The organism is Candidatus Magnetaquiglobus chichijimensis, assembly GCF_045865675.1.
Classification (GTDB): domain Bacteria; phylum Pseudomonadota; class Magnetococcia; order Magnetococcales; family Magnetaquicoccaceae; genus Magnetaquiglobus; species Magnetaquiglobus chichijimensis.
The window spans coordinates 239838-256956 of record NZ_BAAFGK010000001.1 but is presented as its reverse complement, the minus strand read 5'-3'; the positions used below and the strand labels follow the sequence as shown (position 1 = coordinate 256956).

General features: G+C 63.5%; 10 protein-coding genes. 7 read left to right on the top strand and 3 right to left on the bottom strand.

From position 1 onward, the window contains the following. Nucleotides 1-305: 305 nt before the first annotated feature. The 3 genes from mshL to ACOY6C_RS00850 all read right to left on the bottom strand — a co-directional run bounded on the left by mshL (nt 306) and on the right by ACOY6C_RS00850 (nt 5664). Nucleotides 306-3050, bottom strand: coding sequence for a pilus (MSHA type) biogenesis protein MshL (gene mshL / locus ACOY6C_RS00860; protein ID WP_420903584.1), 2745 nt, complete (start codon nt 3048-3050; stop codon nt 306-308). 216 nt (nt 3051-3266) lie between these two features. After that, nucleotides 3267-4256 carry a polyphosphate kinase 2 gene (gene ppk2 / locus ACOY6C_RS00855; RefSeq protein WP_420903583.1) on the bottom strand — a complete coding sequence of 330 codons (990 nt, stop codon included), beginning with the start codon at nt 4254-4256 and terminating at the stop codon, nt 3267-3269. Nucleotides 4257-4413: 157 nt separating this feature from the next. Beyond that, entirely contained in the window at nt 4414-5664 is a 1251-nt protein-coding gene (locus ACOY6C_RS00850; protein ID WP_420903582.1) for a M48 family metallopeptidase, read from the bottom strand. A 110-nt stretch (nt 5665-5774) separates the two neighbouring features. Here ACOY6C_RS00850 and ACOY6C_RS00845 point away from each other — a divergent pair, with 110 nt between their 5' ends. From ACOY6C_RS00845 to ACOY6C_RS00815, 7 genes are all read left to right on the top strand, one after another. Continuing rightward, nucleotides 5775-6656: a glycine--tRNA ligase subunit alpha gene (locus ACOY6C_RS00845; protein WP_420903581.1), complete on the top strand. Its 882-nt coding sequence runs from the start codon at nt 5775-5777 to the stop codon at nt 6654-6656. Beyond that, a complete protein-coding gene (glyS, locus tag ACOY6C_RS00840; RefSeq protein ID WP_420903580.1) occupies nt 6653-8758 on the top strand; it encodes a glycine--tRNA ligase subunit beta in 2106 nt (701 codons plus the stop codon). The genes ACOY6C_RS00845 and glyS overlap by 4 nt, the downstream gene beginning before the upstream one ends. Next, a complete protein-coding gene (locus ACOY6C_RS00835) occupies nt 8755-9393 on the top strand; it encodes a TetR/AcrR family transcriptional regulator (RefSeq protein ID WP_420903579.1) in 639 nt (212 codons plus the stop codon). Before glyS ends, ACOY6C_RS00835 begins: the two co-directional genes overlap by 4 nt. Nucleotides 9394-9479: 86 nt before the next feature. Continuing rightward, the gene (locus ACOY6C_RS00830; RefSeq protein WP_420903578.1) at nt 9480-10637 is read left to right on the top strand and encodes an efflux RND transporter periplasmic adaptor subunit; all 1158 of its coding nucleotides are present in this window, start codon (nt 9480-9482) and stop codon (nt 10635-10637) included. Continuing rightward, on the top strand, nt 10634-13693 hold the full coding sequence (locus ACOY6C_RS00825) for an efflux RND transporter permease subunit (RefSeq protein WP_420903577.1): 3060 nt from the start codon (nt 10634-10636) through the stop codon (nt 13691-13693). The genes ACOY6C_RS00830 and ACOY6C_RS00825 overlap by 4 nt, the downstream gene beginning before the upstream one ends. Nucleotides 13694-13858: 165 nt before the next feature. Beyond that, a complete protein-coding gene (locus ACOY6C_RS00820) occupies nt 13859-16168 on the top strand; it encodes a Tex family protein (protein WP_420903576.1) in 2310 nt (769 codons plus the stop codon). 421 nt (nt 16169-16589) lie between these two features. After that, nucleotides 16590-16925, top strand: a complete 336-nt coding sequence (locus ACOY6C_RS00815; RefSeq protein WP_420903575.1) for a hypothetical protein — start codon at nt 16590-16592, stop codon at nt 16923-16925. Nucleotides 16926-17119 lie beyond the last annotated feature (194 nt).

Sequence of the window (17119 nt, the reverse complement as noted above, 5' to 3'; positions counted from 1 at the left end):
TCATGGAACGAGGGCGCCACCCAGGAAACGTGCCTGCATGAGGGGATACCCCCTCACCCCCCGACCAGGGATCTCCCTTGCGGGTACTCCTCGAAAAAAAAGCAATGATGCACAGTATACCCGATTTTAGCAAAACGCCCATTGATTTCGGGTAAAAAATCGTAACCAGCCTCCCGCGCGCCCCAACCACCCCTGCGGATGGCGCGCCGGGTCGAAATCCAGCACACCGATCGCTCAAAAAAAAGCCGTCCACGAGGGACGGCCTGGGCATTCACGCCGGATCGGTCGCGGCCAATCACAAACCGTCACAGTCTGGATTCGGTGCGGGGATTCAACGCAGCCTCCGGTCCCGACGCCTGACCCGCCTGACCGGCTGGGGCATCCGCATCCCGCACCGGAAAGGCGCGATTCGAGGGGGGCGCGGAGGGGAACATCGGAAAACCACCCGCTGCCGCACCGCCGTTCTGACCCGGCGCGTTGGTGAAATCCAGATAGCTGCTCCCCACCGCCAGGGCATTGGCGGAGGCGCCACCCTTGGGCTGGGCCGCCGGAGCTTCCTGGGATCCGCTCTTGGCGCGCTGCCCCTCGGCGGCGGGGGCCTGAGCCACCGGAGCCGGCGCAGCGGGGGCCGAAGCCGGCGCAGCGGGGGCCGAAGCCGGCGCGGCAGGGGCTGGGGTTGCGGGGGCCTGAGCCACCGGAGACGGAGCCTTCTCCGGAGCCGGGGCGGCAGGGGCCGGGGTTGCGGGGGCCTGAGCCACCGGAGCCGGCGCGGCAGGGGCCTGAGCCACCGGAGCCGGCGCGGCAGGGGCCGGGGTTGCGGGGGTCTGAGCCACCGGAGCCGGCGCCTTCTCCGGGGCGGGCGGGGTTTGAACCGCAGCCTTGGGCGCTTCGGGATTCGCAGCCGCCTTGGCGGGCGCGGCACCCGGACCACCGGCGTCCGCAGAGCCGCTCCTGGTCGAAGATTCGATGGTTTCCGAGGTCACGGAGGGCTTGGCCACCGCGGTGTTTTTCTTGTCCCCGGCCTGATTGGCCTGTTTGTCCGCCTTGTTCCTGCCGTCGCCGCCGTTTTCAGACCCGGCGGGTTTGGCCGCTGGGGCCGGCTGGGATGGCGCCGCCTGGGATTGCGGCGGCTCGCGCATCATCTCCCGGGATCGCTCGGCGACCGTCTCGCGCGGTCTGCCGTGGGTCATCACCACCGGACGCAGGAAGATCACCAGCTCGCTCTTGCTCACCCCCTCGTCCTTGTGACCGAACAGGGAGCCGATGCCCATCGGCAGACGCGACACGGTTGGAATCCCTTCGGTGGCGTTGCTGATCGAGTCCTGCATCAAACCACCCATCACCGCCACCTGACCGCTGTGAATACGCATCATGGTCTCCATCTCCTTGACCTCGATCTCGGGGATGGGGTTGGAGATGTTGTCCGGCAGATTGGTCTGCGCATTGTTCTTGACCAGGGCCGGGTTGGGATCGTTGACCCAGCGGCTGATCCGCGAAATCGTCGGACGCACGTTGAGACTCACGATCCCCTCCTTGGAGATCTGCGGGGTGACGGTCATCACCAGACCCACGGGCACGGTGTGGATTTCCGTGTCGAAGACCGGTTGCGTGGCCACGGTGCCGGTATTGTTGTTGTTGGTGCCGGAAGAACTGACATCCCGGGACGCGGTGCTGGATTTCAGGGTGAAGAACACCTTGTTCTTGACCACTTTCAACACCGCCGGCTGATTGTTGAGCGCCATGATCTTGGGACTCGACAAAATTTTGGCATTGCCGAAGTTCTCCAACAGCTTGATCGTGGCATTCACCGGGCCCTGATCGGTCGCGGGATTGCCGTTCGGACCGCCGGTATGGCCCAGGGTGAAATAATTCACCGCGCTCCCAGCCGCCGCCGCCGCCGCATCGGTGAAGGCGCTCTTGAGCACCACCCCAGCCGAACGGTTGAAGATGATGTTCCAGTCCACGCCCTCCTGGAAGCGGTCGTTCAACTCCACCTCCACGACCGTGGATTCGATGAGCACCTGACGATGGACATTCTCCAGCACGCTGTCCAGATACTCCTGGATGCGCTCGTGCTGTTGCGAGGTGGCCACGATGCTCATCACCCCCGCCTCGGTGTTCACCGACACCAGACCCGGCTTCATGGATTGGTTCTGAGTCTCCCTTTTCGCCAGACCCGGCAGTCCCTGCGGGATCGGCTGGGCACCCAGGCCGCCACCGGGCGGCAATCCAGCCACAGCCGCGCTCAAACCCGAGGGCCCACCCACGCCCCCACCCGCTTGCCCCAGACCCGGCGCACCGGGCAGACCGCCCTGCTGATCCTGGTTGTTGAGAAACTCGATGCCCACGTCCGCGCCGAGAATCGCCTGGATATTCTGGGTAACGGTTTTCCAGAACGAGCTGCTGGACTTGGTGGTCAGGGTGCTGTTGGACTGGTTGTTGTCCGTGGCCGCCATCGGGTTGGTGAGCGCATTGGCTTTGGTGGTCGTCAGATTCGAGGAGATCTTGTTGGTGCTGTCCATCGTCCGCTCGACGCCCAGATAATCGACCTGATAGACCTTCAGATAGGGCAGATCCGGGGTGACGACGATGGTTTTATCCTGAATCTCGTAACGGATCGCCACCTGTCGGGCCACCCGGTCGAGAATCTTGCTCAACGGCTGATCGATGGCGCTCAGGGTCACGCGGCCCTGGATGCCCGGATAGACGTCGATGTTCTTGTTGGCGTCGCGGGCCAGGGCGAAGAGCAGATCCTTCACCGGCATTTCCGTGACGGTGATGGTATACACCTCCTCCGGCGAAGCCGATTCGGTCATCGCCGCCAGCGGGGCGTCCTTTTTGCCCTGGGCCGGCGCCGCGGAGATCTCCACCTCGGGATTGGTGGGTTGCAGGAAGTGATCCCTGGACTGCTTGATGCGACTGGCTGGTTCACACGCCGCGAGCAGAAGGCAACCGAGCAGGATCAATCCCGCCCGCCGGGCGATGATGGCCGCGGTCTGGCGTGAACTGGCCGGTGATTCCTTGGATAACACGGGGTCATGACGGTCCATGGGATGCCTTTTCCCTCTTCAAGAAGACGAAACATTGACCCCCAAAAGCAGAATCCTGGGAGTGCTGCACCATTCCCAAGCAAATTGCACGCCAACCGCTTCCACATTCTCCGCCACGATTCTCCCCGCCCGGAACGACCCACCTGAAAATAAGATAAAAAAAACCGGGGGATCGCTCCCCCGGTTCCATTTTTCGCCTCTCCGTCCCGGTTTGGATCAACCGTGATACTTGTAAGGCACCCAGGTCTGCTCGTCGATGGGCGGACGGATGTAGCCGGTGGACTTCTTACGCGGCGGCAGCTTCATCGGATCCTTGGTGGTGAGCAGATCCTCGTAGGGGATCTGGCTCAACAGGTGGCTGATGCAGTTGAGCCGGGCGTGGGGCTTGATGTCGGCATCCACCACGTTCCAGGGCACCTGCTTGATGTCGGTGTAGGCGAACATCGCATCCTTGGCGCGGGAGTAGTCCTCCCAGCGCATGCGCGACTCCAGATCCATGGGGCTCACCTTCCACTGCTTGGTGGGATCCTGGGTACGGCTCAGGAAACGCTTCTCCTGCTCCTTGTCGCTCACCGAAAACCAATACTTGATCAGGATGATCCCGGAACGGACCAGCATGCGCTCGAACTCCGGGCAGGAGCGCAAAAACTCCTGATATTCATCCTCGGTGCAGAAGCCCATCACCCGCTCCACGCCGGCACGGTTGTACCAGCTGCGATCGAAGAGCACCATCTCACCCGCCGCCGGCAGATGCGGCACATAGCGTTGGAAGTACCACTGGCTTTTTTCGCGCTCGGTGGGGGTGCCCAGCGCCACCACCTTGACGATACGCGGACTCAACGGCTCGGTGATCCGCTTGATCACGCCGCCCTTGCCCGCCGCGTCGCGACCCTCGAACAGCACCACCACCTTCAGACCCTTCACCCGGATCCACTCCTGGAGCTTCACCAGTTCCACATGCAGCTTGGCCAACTCCTTGAGATAGAGCTCCTCGCTCATCTTGGCCATTTTTTTCTTCGGAATCTTGGTATTCTCCAGAGTCACCGCGCCATCGCCCTTGGCCTCCTTGGGCTCTTTGGCCTCCTTGGGCTCTTTGGGCTCTTTGGCCTCCTTGGGCTCCTTGGGCTCCTTGGCCTCCTTCGACTCCTTGGATTCGTGGGATTCCTTGTCGCTCACGTCTTCTTTCCTTTCCTCGTCGTTATCCATCATTGATTAAAGCTCCTCGATGTTGGGATGGAACCAGCGTCAGGATCAGCGAATACGCCCCCCATCTTGCAGTCAGGTCGCACCTGAAACCATTTTCTCGTTATTATTGCACAAAAAACGGGCCATGACCAGAAAAAGCAGTCATCAACAGGAACTTTCACCCTTTTTCCGGATCCTGGAGCGCCTCGATTGCCGCGATGCGCGTCAGAATGGCAGGGTGGGCGTGATGAAGAAACACCCGCCACGGATGGGGATTCACCTGGGTCAGGTTGGCGACGGCGAGCTGTTTGAGGGCCGAAGCCAGGGCCTCGGGCCGCTCCAGGGTGGTGGCGGCGAAACGATCCGCGGCCAACTCGTGCGCGCGAGAGATCCTTTTGAAAAACGGTCCGGTGATCACGTCCACCGGCACGGCCAGCAACACGAAAAACACGAACCCTCCGTGCAGAGTCACCCGCTCCATGAAAAAATCCCGATGCAGATCGGGCTGTTGCATGGCAAGGGAGAGCAGACCGCACATCAACCCCAGATAGGGGATGGTGATCAGGGTCACCCGGCGCAGATGGTCCAGGACCAGATGACCGATCTCATGGGCAAGCACCGCGACCACCTCGGGTTCAGGCTGGCGCAAGAGCAGGGTATCGTAGAGCACCACCCGGCGTTGCGCGCCCAAACCCGTCACGAAGGCATTGGCGCGGGTCGAGCGGCGCGAGCCGTCCACGGTGAAAATGCCGGAGAACTTCACCCCGGCCTTCTCCAGACAGGCTTCGATGGCCCGTTTGAGAGAACCCTCCGGGAGCGGAGTGTAGCGGTTGAACAGAGGCATCAGCACGGCTGGCGCGATGTATTGGATCAGGATGAGGAAAAAGGTGGCGATCAACCAGCAGTAGAGCCAGGCCCACGCTTTCCAGTAGTGGAAGCAGACCAGAACCGTGACCAACAGCGGCCCGCCGATCACCAGGGAGAGCAGCAGTCCCTTGGCGCGATCGTCGATGAAGGTGTTCCAGGAGGTGCGGTTGAAGCCGAAGCGGGCCTCGAGCACAAAGGTGTGGTAGATCTTGAAAGGTTGGGAGAAGAGCTTGAAGGCCACGAGCAGAATGGCCACATACAGCACCCCCGAGGCGATCTCGCCGAGTTTCCACGAGGCGACCATGCGGTCCAGCCACGCGAATCCGCCCAGAAACCACCACAAAAGCAGCGCGACCAGCTTGCTCCCCGAGGCCACGATGTCGAGCCACGCCTTGGCGCGGGCATAAGCCATGCTTTTTTCCCACACCGCGTCATCGATGAACCCGGACACTTTCTCGGGCGGCCTGGCCGGCGTGGCGCGCAAATCGACCAGAACCACCAGGGTATCGGCCAGAAAGCCGATCAGCAGGGCAATCAGAATCGTCAGGCCGAATACGGACATGATTTTGACGAAAACTCCTTGAAGAGAACGACGCGAAAGCGTTACATACCTCACCATCTCATTTTATGTTCATCATCCCGCATTTTGGGATGCGCCACAAGGAGTGGACCGTGACTTTCCAAGACCTCATTCTCTCGTTGCAGACCTACTGGTCGAACCGGGGCTGCGTGATCCTGCAACCGCACGACATGGAGATGGGCGCCGGCACCTTTCATCCGGCCACTTTCCTGCGCTCCCTGGGACCGGAGCCGTGGAACGTCGCCTATGTGCAGCCGTCGCGACGCCCCACGGATGGCCGCTACGGCGAAAATCCCAACCGGTTGCAACGTTACTACCAGTTTCAGGTGATCCTCAAGCCCTCCCCGGACGACATCCAGGATCTGTACCTGGACTCCCTGGCCGCCATCGGCATCGATCCGCGCGCCCACGACATCCGCTTCGTGGAGGACGACTGGGAAAGCCCGACCCTCGGCGCCTGGGGGCTGGGCTGGGAGGTGTGGCTCGACGGCATGGAGGTGACCCAGTTCACCTATTTTCAGCAGGTGGGTGGCATCGATCTGCCGTTGATCTCCGGCGAGTTGACCTACGGCCTGGAACGGTTGGCCATGTACATCCAGGGCAAAGAGAACGTCTATGACCTGACCTGGGCGCCGGGCATCACCTACGGCGATGTGCACCAGCAGGAGGAACGCGACTTCTCGGGATACAACTTCAAGGCCGCCAACACCGAGAACCTGTTCAAGCTCTTCGACATGTTCGAAACCGAGGCGTTGTCACTCGCCGCCAGGGAGCTGCCCGGTCCGGCCTATGAACAGGTGATTCACGGTTCGCATGTCTTCAACCTTCTGGACGCGCGCGGCGCGATCAGCGTCACGGAACGGGCCCGCTTCATCGGACGGGTGCGCGCCATGGCCAAGGTGACGGCGGAGGGATTCGCGGCGCAGCGGGCCGCCCTGGGTTACCCGCTCATCAAGCAGGGAGGACGGTCATGAGCGATCTGTTGTGGGAAATCGGCTGCGAGGAGATCCCGGCGCGCATGCTGGGCGAGGCGATCCGCCATTTCGGGGAAGCGACCATGGCCGCCCTGAACGAGGCCGGTCTCACCGACGGCGCCACCCGTCTGGCATGGTGCGACGGCACGCCGCGGCGTCTGGCCCTGGCGGTCACCGGCATCGCCGCCCGTCAGGCCGATCGCGAGGAGACCAAACGCGGCCCGGCCCTGGAACGGGCCTTCGATGCCCAGGGCAACCCGACCAAGGCGACCGAGGGGTTTGCCCAATCCTGCGGCGCGACGGTGGCGGATCTCGAACGGCTCCAAACCCCCAAAGGCGCCTACCTGGCCTATACCATCCGCCAGGCGGGCAGTCCGGCCACCGGGATCCTGCCGAAACTCATGGCCGGCATCCTCGCCGCCTTTCCGTGGCCCAAATCCATGCGCTGGGGAAGCGGTCAGACCCGCTTCGTGCGCCCGATCCGCTGGATGGTGGTTCTTCTCGATGGCCAGGTGCTCGAGGCGCGCGCCTCGGAGAGCGTGATGGCCGGAAATCAGACCCGCGGACACCGCTTCATGGCCCCCGGTCCGTTCACGGTGACCGACGAGGCATCCTACCGCGCCACCCTCGCCGCCAACCGGGTGATGCTCTCGCTCGACGCGCGTTCCACCGCGATCCGCGATGGGGTGACCCGTCTGGCCGAGGCCGAGGGTGGCCAGGCGTGGCTCGATGCGGGTCTGATCCAGGAGAACGCCGGCCTCACCGAATGGCCGCTCCCGATGCTGGGCCGGTTTGATCCGATCTATCTGGAGATCCCGCCCGAGGTGCTCTCCACCTCGATGAAACATCATCAGAAATACTTCCCGGTCCAAGGGCCCGACGGCGCCCTGAAACCCTGTTTCGTGGCCGTGGCCAACCTCGATGCCCCGGATCCGTCGGTATTGGTGCGCGGTTACGAACGGGTGCTCCGCGCCCGCCTTGAGGATGCCGCCTTCTACTGGCGCGAAGATCGCAACATCCCGTTGCCGGAACGTCTGCCCGCCCTCGACAAGGTGGTGTTCCAGGCCCGTCTGGGCACCGTGGGCGAAAAGGCCCGACGTATCGCCACGTTGGCCGGCGCCCTGGCCGAACGGCTCGATCCGGACGCCAAACCCCTGGCCGAACGGGCCGCCCTGTTGGCCAAGTGCGACCTGGTGACCGGCATGGTGGGCGAGTTCCCGGAGTTGCAGGGGATCATGGGCGGCTACTATGCCCGCCACGCCGGCGAATCCGAACCCGTGGCCCGCGCCATCCAGGAACATTACCGTCCCCAGGGGGCCGGCGACGACCTGCCCGCCTCCCGCCTCGGACGGCTGGTGTCGCTCGCCGACAAACTCGATACCCTGGTGGGCTGTTTCGGCATCGGCCTGGTCCCCACCGGCACCAAGGATCCGTTCGCCCTGCGCCGCGCGGCACTGGGGGTAATCCGCATGCTGCTCGATGGGGAGGGGATGGCCGTGGCCCTGCGTCCGCTGCTGGAACTGGCCCATGCCGGATTCGCCCCCGGCGTGCTGGAACGGAATGCCGCAACCACGGCCCAGGAGCTTCTCGAGTTCATCCACGGTCGCCTGGAGGGCCACCTGAAACGAGACTTCGCCCCGGATCTGATCGAGGCGGTGGAGGTGTTGCGTCTGGATGATCTGACCGATGTCGTGGCCCGCATCGAGGCGCTGCGGGCATTCAAGACGCGCGAATCGTTCCCGGCCCTGGTCGCGGCCAACAAACGGATCGCCAACATCCTCGGCAAGGCCCCGGCAGAAGAAAAAGGCCATGCCGTAACGCCCGCCGCCCTGCGCGAAGAGGCCGAATCGGCCCTGCACGCCGAGGTGACCCGCGTGACCGAAGCGATCGCACCCCTGTTGGCCGGACGGCAATACGACGCAGCATTGGAGAACCTGGCCGGCTTGCGCGGATCGATCGACCGCTTCTTCGATGCGCTGCTGGTGATGGATCCGGATGCCGCCGTGCGACGCAATCGCCTGGCCCTGCTGGGCGCCATCCGTGCCGGTTTCTCGCATCTGGCCGATTTCAGCCGTCTGGCGCTGCCGGACAACGCCGGATGACCTTGCCGGAGAGGCCTCCCGCGCCGCGCGGACGACCCCGTGACCCGGATCGTCCGCGCCGCATCCTGGAGGCTGCGGCGGAACAGTTCTGTCGCCTCGGTTACGAGCGCACCAGCATGAACGCAGTCGCCGCGGCCTCCGGCATCTCCAAGGTCACCATCTACCGCTACTTCCCCACCAAACAGGCGCTCTTCGAGGCCGTGGTGGACCAGCACATCGAAGCGATGTTCGCGGCCATGCCCCCCGGCTCCCTCGATCCGCTCCACCCGGAAATCGCCCTCCAGCACATCGCCGAACAGTTCGTCAACCTCATCGAACTCGATTCCGTGCTCGCCTCCTTCCGGCTGATGATGGCCGCCGCCGGACAACAATCCAACGCCTGCCAGGCCTTCTTCGACCACGGACCGCTGCAACTGGTCCATCAGGTGTCCGCCTACATGACCGCCGCCGCCGAGGCCGGAACCCTGGCCATCCACGACCCTTTTCTGGCGGCCAATCAGTTTCTCGCCCTGTTTCATGGGCTGGAGCACATCCAGGCCCAACTCGATCTGGGCCGATGTACCCCGGAAGCCAACCAAACGCGCATTCAGGCCAATGTTGCCCTGTTCCTGCGCGCCTGCCGTCCAGACGGTTGATCGCACCCCGTCCCGAAGCTTTGGCTTAATAGTTTACTTGACCGTACAGTAAATCCTGCTAGACTCTCACCCTGAACGCTCTCGTATTGGCTTGTCTGATCACCGCCGGACACCGCTCGATGACCCTCTACCGCCATGCACCCTGGCTGATCGCGCCGCTGATCGCCCTCCCCCTGTCCGGCTGCCAGGAGGAGCGCACCGGCACAGCCGCCCCCAAACCGGTCTACGTCGCCATGATCCAGGCCACCGACCACCCCCGTGAACGCCGCTTCACCGGGACGGTGCGCGCCCGTCACGAAACCGAACTCTCCTTCCGCATCCACGGCAAGATCCTCACCCGCGAGGTCGAGGTGGGGGATCGGGTGGTGAAGGGTCAAACCCTGGCGCGGCTCGATCCGCTGGATCCGACCCTCACCAGGCGCGCCGCCGAAGAGCAGTGGCGCGCCGCCCGGGTGGATGCCCAACAGGCGGCGCGGGACGAGGCCCGGTTTCGGAAACTGCTGAGCGAAAACACCGTCTCCGAGGCCGACCACGAACGCCAGAAGGCGCGTGCCGATGCCGCCGCCGCCCGTCTGGCCCAGGCCAAAAGCCAACTCGATCTGGCGGGCAACGCCCTGGATCATGCCAATCTGGTCGCGGAGGGGAACGGGGTGATCACCGCGCTGCGCTTCGAGGTGGGTCAGGTGGTGGCGGCGGGCCAGTCGCTGGTCAGCCTGGCCGATCCGACCCGGCTGGAGATCGTGGTGGATCTGCCCGAATCCCTGGTGAACGGTCTGGAGGGACACGATGCCTCGGTCCAGATCGCCGATGAAACCGACAAACAGCTTCCGGTCACGCTGCGGGAGCTGGCGCCGATGGCCACCTTTCCCAGCCGCACCTTCCGCGCCCGCTATGCCCTGCCCGACGCGGCGCTCAAGCCGGACACGATCCGACTCGGCATGAGCGCCCGACTGCATCTTGCCGCGCACGACGCCAGCCCGGGTATCCACCTGCCCGCCGCCGCCCTGGTCCAGGATCATGGCCCCCCGTTCGTCTGGCTGGTCGAGGGGAGTCCGTCGAAACTGGTGGCGCGACCGGTACGGGTGATCGGCCACGCGGCGGATGGGGTCTGGATCGAGGGGGTGCGACCCGGCGAACGGGTGGTGACCATCGGCGCGCAAAAACTCGACGCCGGTCTGGTCATTTCACCCATCGAGCGTCCCCTGCCCGTCTCCACCACGGCCAACGACGGGAAACGGTCGTGAACGAACGCGAATTCAACCTCTCCACCTGGGCGGTGACCCACCGTTCGATGGTGCTGTTCCTGATCCTGGCGACCCTTCTGACCGGGGTCTTCTCCTACCTGCGGCTGGGACGGGCCGAGGATCCGATCTTCAACGTGCCGATGATGACCGCCAGCATGGTCTGGCCCGGCGCCACGACACGGGAGGTCCAGGACCAGGTGATGAACCGGCTGGAGCGCAAACTGCGCGAGCTGGAGGGGTATGATTTCATCAAGACCTTCTCCCGACCCGGCTACGGAGCGTTGAGCCTGCGCATGAGCGGTCGCATGACCAAGGCGCGGCTCGACGAAACCTGGTATCAGGCACGCAAAAAAATCAACGATGCCCGCCAGGAGTTCCCGGAAGGGGTGCTCGGACCTTTTTTCAACGACGAATACAACGATGTCTACCTCTCCCTGCACGCCCTGCACGGCGACGGGTTGAGCCTGACCGAACTGCGCGAGCTGGCCGAGGGGGTGCAACGCGAGATCCAGTCCATTGCCGAGGTGAACAAGGTGCATGTGCTCGGCACCCAGCCGGAAAAGATCTTCGTGGAGATCTCCAGCCGCAAGCTGGCCGGACTGGGGATCTCTCCCCAAACGCTCATCGACACCCTGAAACGCCAGAACCAGTTGAATCCCTCGGGCTTTGCCGAGACTCCGGGGGATCGGCTCTTCATGCGGGTCGATGGGGTGGCGCGCGACGCAACCGACATCGGCGAGATCCCCATCGAGGCCGGGGGGCATCTGCTGCGCCTGAAGGATATCGCCGAAATCAAACCCGGTTACGAGGATCCGCCATCGTTCGTGATCCGCCACAACGCCCGTCAGGTGGTGGTGATCGCCATCACCATGAACCGCCATGCCAACATCCTCGATCTGGGCCAACGGATCGATGCCCGCATGGCATCGATCCAGGCCGGACTGCCGGCAGGGGTCACCCTGGAAAAATACGCCGATCAACCGCGGGTGGTGGCCGAATCGATCTGGGAGTTCGAAAAATCGTTTCTGGAGGCCCTGGCCATCGTGCTGGCGGTGTCGTTTTTCGCCCTGGGACGGGGTGCCGGAATCGTGGTGGCCGCGTCGGTTCCGCTGGTGCTCGGCATGGTGCTGGTGGTGATGCACGCCTTTGACTGGAATCTGGACCGCATCTCGTTGGGCTCGTTGATCATCGCGCTGGGATTGCTGGTGGATGATGCCATCATCGCCGTGGAGATGATGGTGGTAAAGATGGAACAGGGGTGGGAACGGGAGCGGGCCGCCAGCTTCGCCTACACCTCGACCGCCTTTCCGATGCTCACCGGAACCCTGGTCACGGTGGCCGGTTTTCTGCCGGTGGGCTTCGCCCAATCCATCGCCGGGGAGTACGCCTGCGGCATTTTCTGGATCGTCGGCGTGGCCCTGCTCGCCTCGTGGCTGGTGGCGGTGCTGTTCACCCCCTATCTCGGCGTGCTGTTGCTCCCGAAAATCAAGCCCGGAGCCACCCACGCCGACCCCCATGCCTCTCCCCTCCATGACCGGCTGCGCCGCCTGCTCGATCTTTGCCTGACCCATCGAAAAAAAATCCTCCTGGCCACCCTGCTCCTGTTCCTGGCCGCCGGAGCCGGCATGGGACAGGTGCAGCAGCAGTTCTTCCCGACCGCCGCGCGCCCGGAACTGCTCGTCGAGCTGCGCCTGAAGGAGGGCTCCTCCATGGCCGCTACCGAGGCGCTGGTGTTCAGAATGGAAAACATTCTGAAAAACACCCCGGATATCCCCTACTTCACCGCCTATCTGGGGGCCGGATCGCCCCGTTTCTATCTGTCGCTGGAGCCGGAACTGCCCAATCCCGGCTATGCCCAGTTCGTGCTCATGACCACCGGCAGCGAAGCGCGGGAGCGGATTCGAACCGAGTTGATGGCACTGTTCGACAAGGAAGAGGCCTTCCCCGAAGCGCGCGGGCGGGTGACCCGACTCGAATTCGGTCCGCCGGTGGGCTTTCCGGTGCAGTTCCGGGTGATCGGACCGGATCCGGGCGAGGTGAAACGGATCGCCGCGCGGGTGCGCGATCAGGTGCGCGCAAGCCCCCTGGTGCGCGATACCCAGCTCAACTGGAACGATCAGGTGCGGGTTCAGAAGATCCGCGTCGATCAGGAGAAGGCGCGCCAGCTGGGCATCGCCTCGACGGATGTGAGCAACGCGCTGCAACTGCTCTTTTCCGGCGTGCCGGTGGCCCAGCTGCGGCATGGGGAGACGCTGACCGAGGTGGTGGTGCGCGCCGAAGCCGCCGAACGGCAGGCCATCGACCAGCTCGAGGATCTGCCCTTGCCGGCCCGCTCCGGGGATCTGGTGCCGTTGTCGCATCTGGCCGCCATCGAGCCGGGCTTCGAGGAGCCGGTGTTGTGGCGCTGGAACCGCGCCATGGCGGTCTCGGTGCGCGCCGATGTCATCGACGGGGTGCAGGCCCCCCACGCCACGGAGCGGATCTGGCCAACCCTGCAAGCGATTCGGGACTCCCTGCCGCCCGGCTATCGGATCGAACAGGGGGGCGCGATCGAAGAGAGCGAAAAGGCCAACCGCGCCCTGTTCGCCCTGTTTCCGGTGATGTTTCTGGTGATGCTGTTCTTTTTGATGATGCAGTTGCAGAGCTTTTCGCGCATGGGGATGGTGTTTCTGACCGCGCCGTTGGGATTGATCGGCGTGGTGCCGGCGTTGCTTTTGTTTCAGGCGCCGTTCGGTTTCGTGGCGTTGCTCGGCGTGATCGCGCTGGGCGGGATGATCATGCGCAATTCGGTGATCCTGGTGGATCAGATCCAGCACGAAATCGAGGCGGGCCTGGATCCGTGGCGGGCGATCATCGAAGCCACGGTGCGCCGCGCCCGCCCGGTGATCCTCACCGCCGCCGCCGCGATCCTGGCCATGATCCCCCTCACCCGGAGCATCTTCTGGGGCCCGATGGCCATTTCGATCATGGGCGGCCTGGTGGTGGCCACCGCCCTGACCCTGGTCTTCCTCCCTGCCCTCTACGCCGCATGGTTTGGCGTAAAGCGACAGGAGTAGCAAGACTTCTCCATGACTTTTCAACACAGGACAGAAGGTGACTGTTTTCCACCCTGCAAATTGATATATAGTCAATCAGATGTCGGGAGCCCTGAAGTGCATGGCTGAGAAGGGCTGCCTCGGATTGGATGAGCGTGAAAAATTGGCGATGAGGAAACCCCTACCATGAAAACCATCTCGCAACGGATTGCCGAGGAACTGGGCGTTGGGGAGTTCCAGGTTGCCGCCGCCATTGTCCTGCTGGATGAGGGGGCCACAGTGCCCTTCATCGCCCGCTATCGCAAGGAGGCCACCCACGGCCTGACCGATACCCATTTGCGTCAGTTGCATGAACGTCTCGCTCAATTGCGGGATCTGGAAGCACGCCGCGAGTCGGTGCTCAACAGCATCCGCGAACAGGACAAACTCACCCCGGAGGTGGAACAGGCGATTCTGGCCGCCGATACGCGCACCCGGCTGGAAGATCTCTATCTGCCGTTCCGTCCCAAGCGCCACACCAAGGCGGCACAGGCCCTGGAAGCGGGTCTGAAGCCGCTGGCCGATCGACTGCTGAAGGATCCCAGCCAGCCACCGGAGGCTCTGGCCGTTGCTTTTGTCGATCCGGAGAAGAAGGTGGCCGATGTTCAGGCGGCTCTGGATGGAGCGCGGGAGATCCTGATGGAGCGTTTTGCCGAATCCCCGGAGTTGACCGGGCGGCTGCGGGCGCAATTTCTGGAACAGGGGATCCTGGGGTCCAGGGTGGTCAAGGGACAGGAGGAAAAGGGCGCCAAGTTTGCGGATTATTTCGCCTCGGGCGAAGCCTTGAAAAAGCTGCCCGGCCATCGGCTGCTGGCCATGCTGCGCGGCCAGGAGGAGGGCATTTTGCGCCTCTCCCTGGATCATCCGGAGGAGTTGGACGACGCCCTGGGTGAGGCGGTCACCTGCGTGTCTGCCATCCGCAGCCATTTCCGGCTCGTCAACCGGGAAGGCCCGGGCGATGGCTGGATGGAGGAGACGCTACGGCAGACCTGGCGCAAGAAGTTCAAGCCGCGCCTGGAGAACGATCTGCTCAAGCAGGCGCAGGAGCGTGCCCACGAAGAGGCGATCCGGGTGTTTGCCCGGAACGTCAAGGAGGTGCTGCTGGCCGCTCCGGCGGGAATGACGCCGGTGATCGGTCTGGATCCGGGCTTGCGCACCGGCGTGAAGGTGGCGGTGGTGGATGCCACCGGCAAGGTGGTGGCCACCGATACGATCCATCCGCATGCGCCGCGCAACCAGTGGCGCGAGTCGATGGCGCGACTGGCGGAGCTGGCCCGTCGGCATGGCGTCCGGCTGATGAGCATCGGCAACGGCACCGCCTCCCGGGAGACGGAAAAGCTGGTGACCGAGTTGGGCCGGACCATGCCGGATCTGGGTTTGCGGGGCGTGGTGGTCAACGAGGCGGGCGCATCGGTCTATTCGGCCTCGGAGTTCGCCTCCCAGGAACTGCCGGAGTTGGACGTATCGCTGCGCGGGGCGGTCTCGATTGCGCGCCGACTGCAAGATCCCCTGGCCGAGCTGGTGAAGACCGACCCCAAAGCCATCGGCGTGGGCCAATATCAGCACGACGTGCCGCCCAGGCGTCTGGCAGAAGCGCTGGACGGCGTGGTGGAGGATGCGGTGAACGCGGTGGGGGTGGATGTGAACACCGCCTCGGCGCCGTTGCTGGAGCGGGTCTCGGGTCTGAACAAAACCCTGGCCAAAAACATCGTCTCCTTTCGGGATCTCCATGGCCCTTTCCCTTCCCGGCAGTCGCTGCTCAAGGTGAGCCGGTTCGGTCCCAAGGCCTTCGAGCAGGCGGCGGGTTTTCTGCGTATCCGCAACGGCGCGACACCGCTGGATGCCTCGGCGGTGCATCCGGAGTCCTATCCGGTGGTGGAGCGGATTCTGCACCGGGTTGGAGTGACGATCGATCGGTTGATCGGCAATCACACGCTGCTCAAAGAGCTTTCCCCCCGGGATTTCGTGAATGAACGCATCGGCGAGCCCACGGTCAAGGACATTCTGGCCGAGTTGGAGAAGCCGGGCCGGGATCCCCGCCCGGAGTTCCGCACCGCCACCTTCCGCGAAGGGGTGGAGAGTCTGGAGGATCTGCAACCGGGCATGATCCTGGAAGGTGTGGTCAGCAACGTGACCAACTTCGGAGCGTTCGTGGATATCGGGGTGCATCAGGATGGGCTGGTGCACATTTCGGCCATGGCGCACCAGTTCGTGAAAGATCCGCACAATGTGGTCAAGGCTGGCGCGGTGGTCAAGGTGCGGGTGGTGGAGGTGGACAAACCCAGGCGCCGCATCGCTCTTTCCATGCGGCTGGAGGATACGCCCGCCACCACGCAATCAACCGTGAAAGCGGATCGTCCGCGTCCGGTCGCCGCCCGTCCGTCACCCGTGCCGAAGGCAGACAATGCGATGGCCGCGGCCTTCTCCCAGGCCCGGGGCAAACCGGGACGCGGATGATTCCCCGGTTCATGCCGCAGGAGCCGGCACGGCACGGGGATCCGACTATTCTGGAATATTTGACAATCAACGCCTGACAACGATTATGAATGCATTCTGATCGTATTTTCAATATTCCAAGAGTGAATCAACATCCATGAACGAGCCGGTTGCGCATGATTTCATCGCGGTAAGTTTTGCCCATATGCGCCAAAAGACGATCGGAACAGTCGGAGCCCCGTGCCATCTCGCTCATGAGCTGCGTTATTCCAAAGGGTTGGGCGGGCGGCCATCCTGTTGTTCCTTTCTACCCGTCCCGAGGCCTCGCGGATGGGGAAGACCACAGGAACACGGCGGAAATCGGATCCCCCGACCCGATGGATTCCATTCTTCCGGCCCCGGCACATTCACAGGCGCGGTTCTGTAACCCTTGAGACGGTGCATGGCGTTCGGCATTGTCCTGACAGCATGGCGCGCATTCGGATCCAACTCGGGCTGGCCGTTCTGCTCGCTCCGATCCGACGCCCCATCCGCCGAACGCGCCCGATCACCGGACATCGAACGCTCGAGCACCTCTCCGAAAGATGCGGCCAGAAGTGGCGCAGGCACCAATCCACACACGCTCAACCAGAGCATCGTTGCAATCGTATTGGTTCGGCGGAAAATGGCGTTATTGCTTGTCAGCCTCATGGTCGTTACAGAAAAACTCTGTCCCCACCCACTGGAATTTCTGCGTTTGATTGACTCAAAGTTTTCCCGCAAGGGGCACGAGATTTGATTTCATAACACTCCCCCCGCATAGCCGGGGGAGTGTCACTTGCTGGCCCCTCAAAGGGGCCTTTTCGCAATCGTTGAAAAACAGTCCGAGGAAATTCCAACGGCTTGAGTTCATCCCAGACCTGTTTCTCCAAGCGCTGAGATACGCACGACCAAAAGACCAACAAACCGTGGAAGATTCCCGTAAATGTCAAA

Bases quoted from the DNA above. Each gene is read 5' to 3' on its own strand.
- ACOY6C_RS00815 (WP_420903575.1), top strand. From the start codon at position 16,590: ATGGCGTTCGGCATTGTCCTGACAGCATGGCGCGCATTCGGATCCAAC.
- glyS (WP_420903580.1), top strand. From the start codon at position 6,653: ATGAGCGATCTGTTGTGGGAAATCGGCTGCGAGGAGATCCCGGCGCGC.
- ACOY6C_RS00835 (WP_420903579.1), top strand. From the start codon at position 8,755: ATGACCTTGCCGGAGAGGCCTCCCGCGCCGCGCGGACGACCCCGTGAC.
- ppk2 (WP_420903583.1), bottom strand. From the start codon at position 4,256: ATGGATAACGACGAGGAAAGGAAAGAAGACGTGAGCGACAAGGAATCC.
- ACOY6C_RS00850 (WP_420903582.1), bottom strand. From the start codon at position 5,664: ATGTCCGTATTCGGCCTGACGATTCTGATTGCCCTGCTGATCGGCTTT.
- mshL (WP_420903584.1), bottom strand. From the start codon at position 3,050: ATGGACCGTCATGACCCCGTGTTATCCAAGGAATCACCGGCCAGTTCA.
- ACOY6C_RS00820 (WP_420903576.1), top strand. From the start codon at position 13,859: ATGAAAACCATCTCGCAACGGATTGCCGAGGAACTGGGCGTTGGGGAG.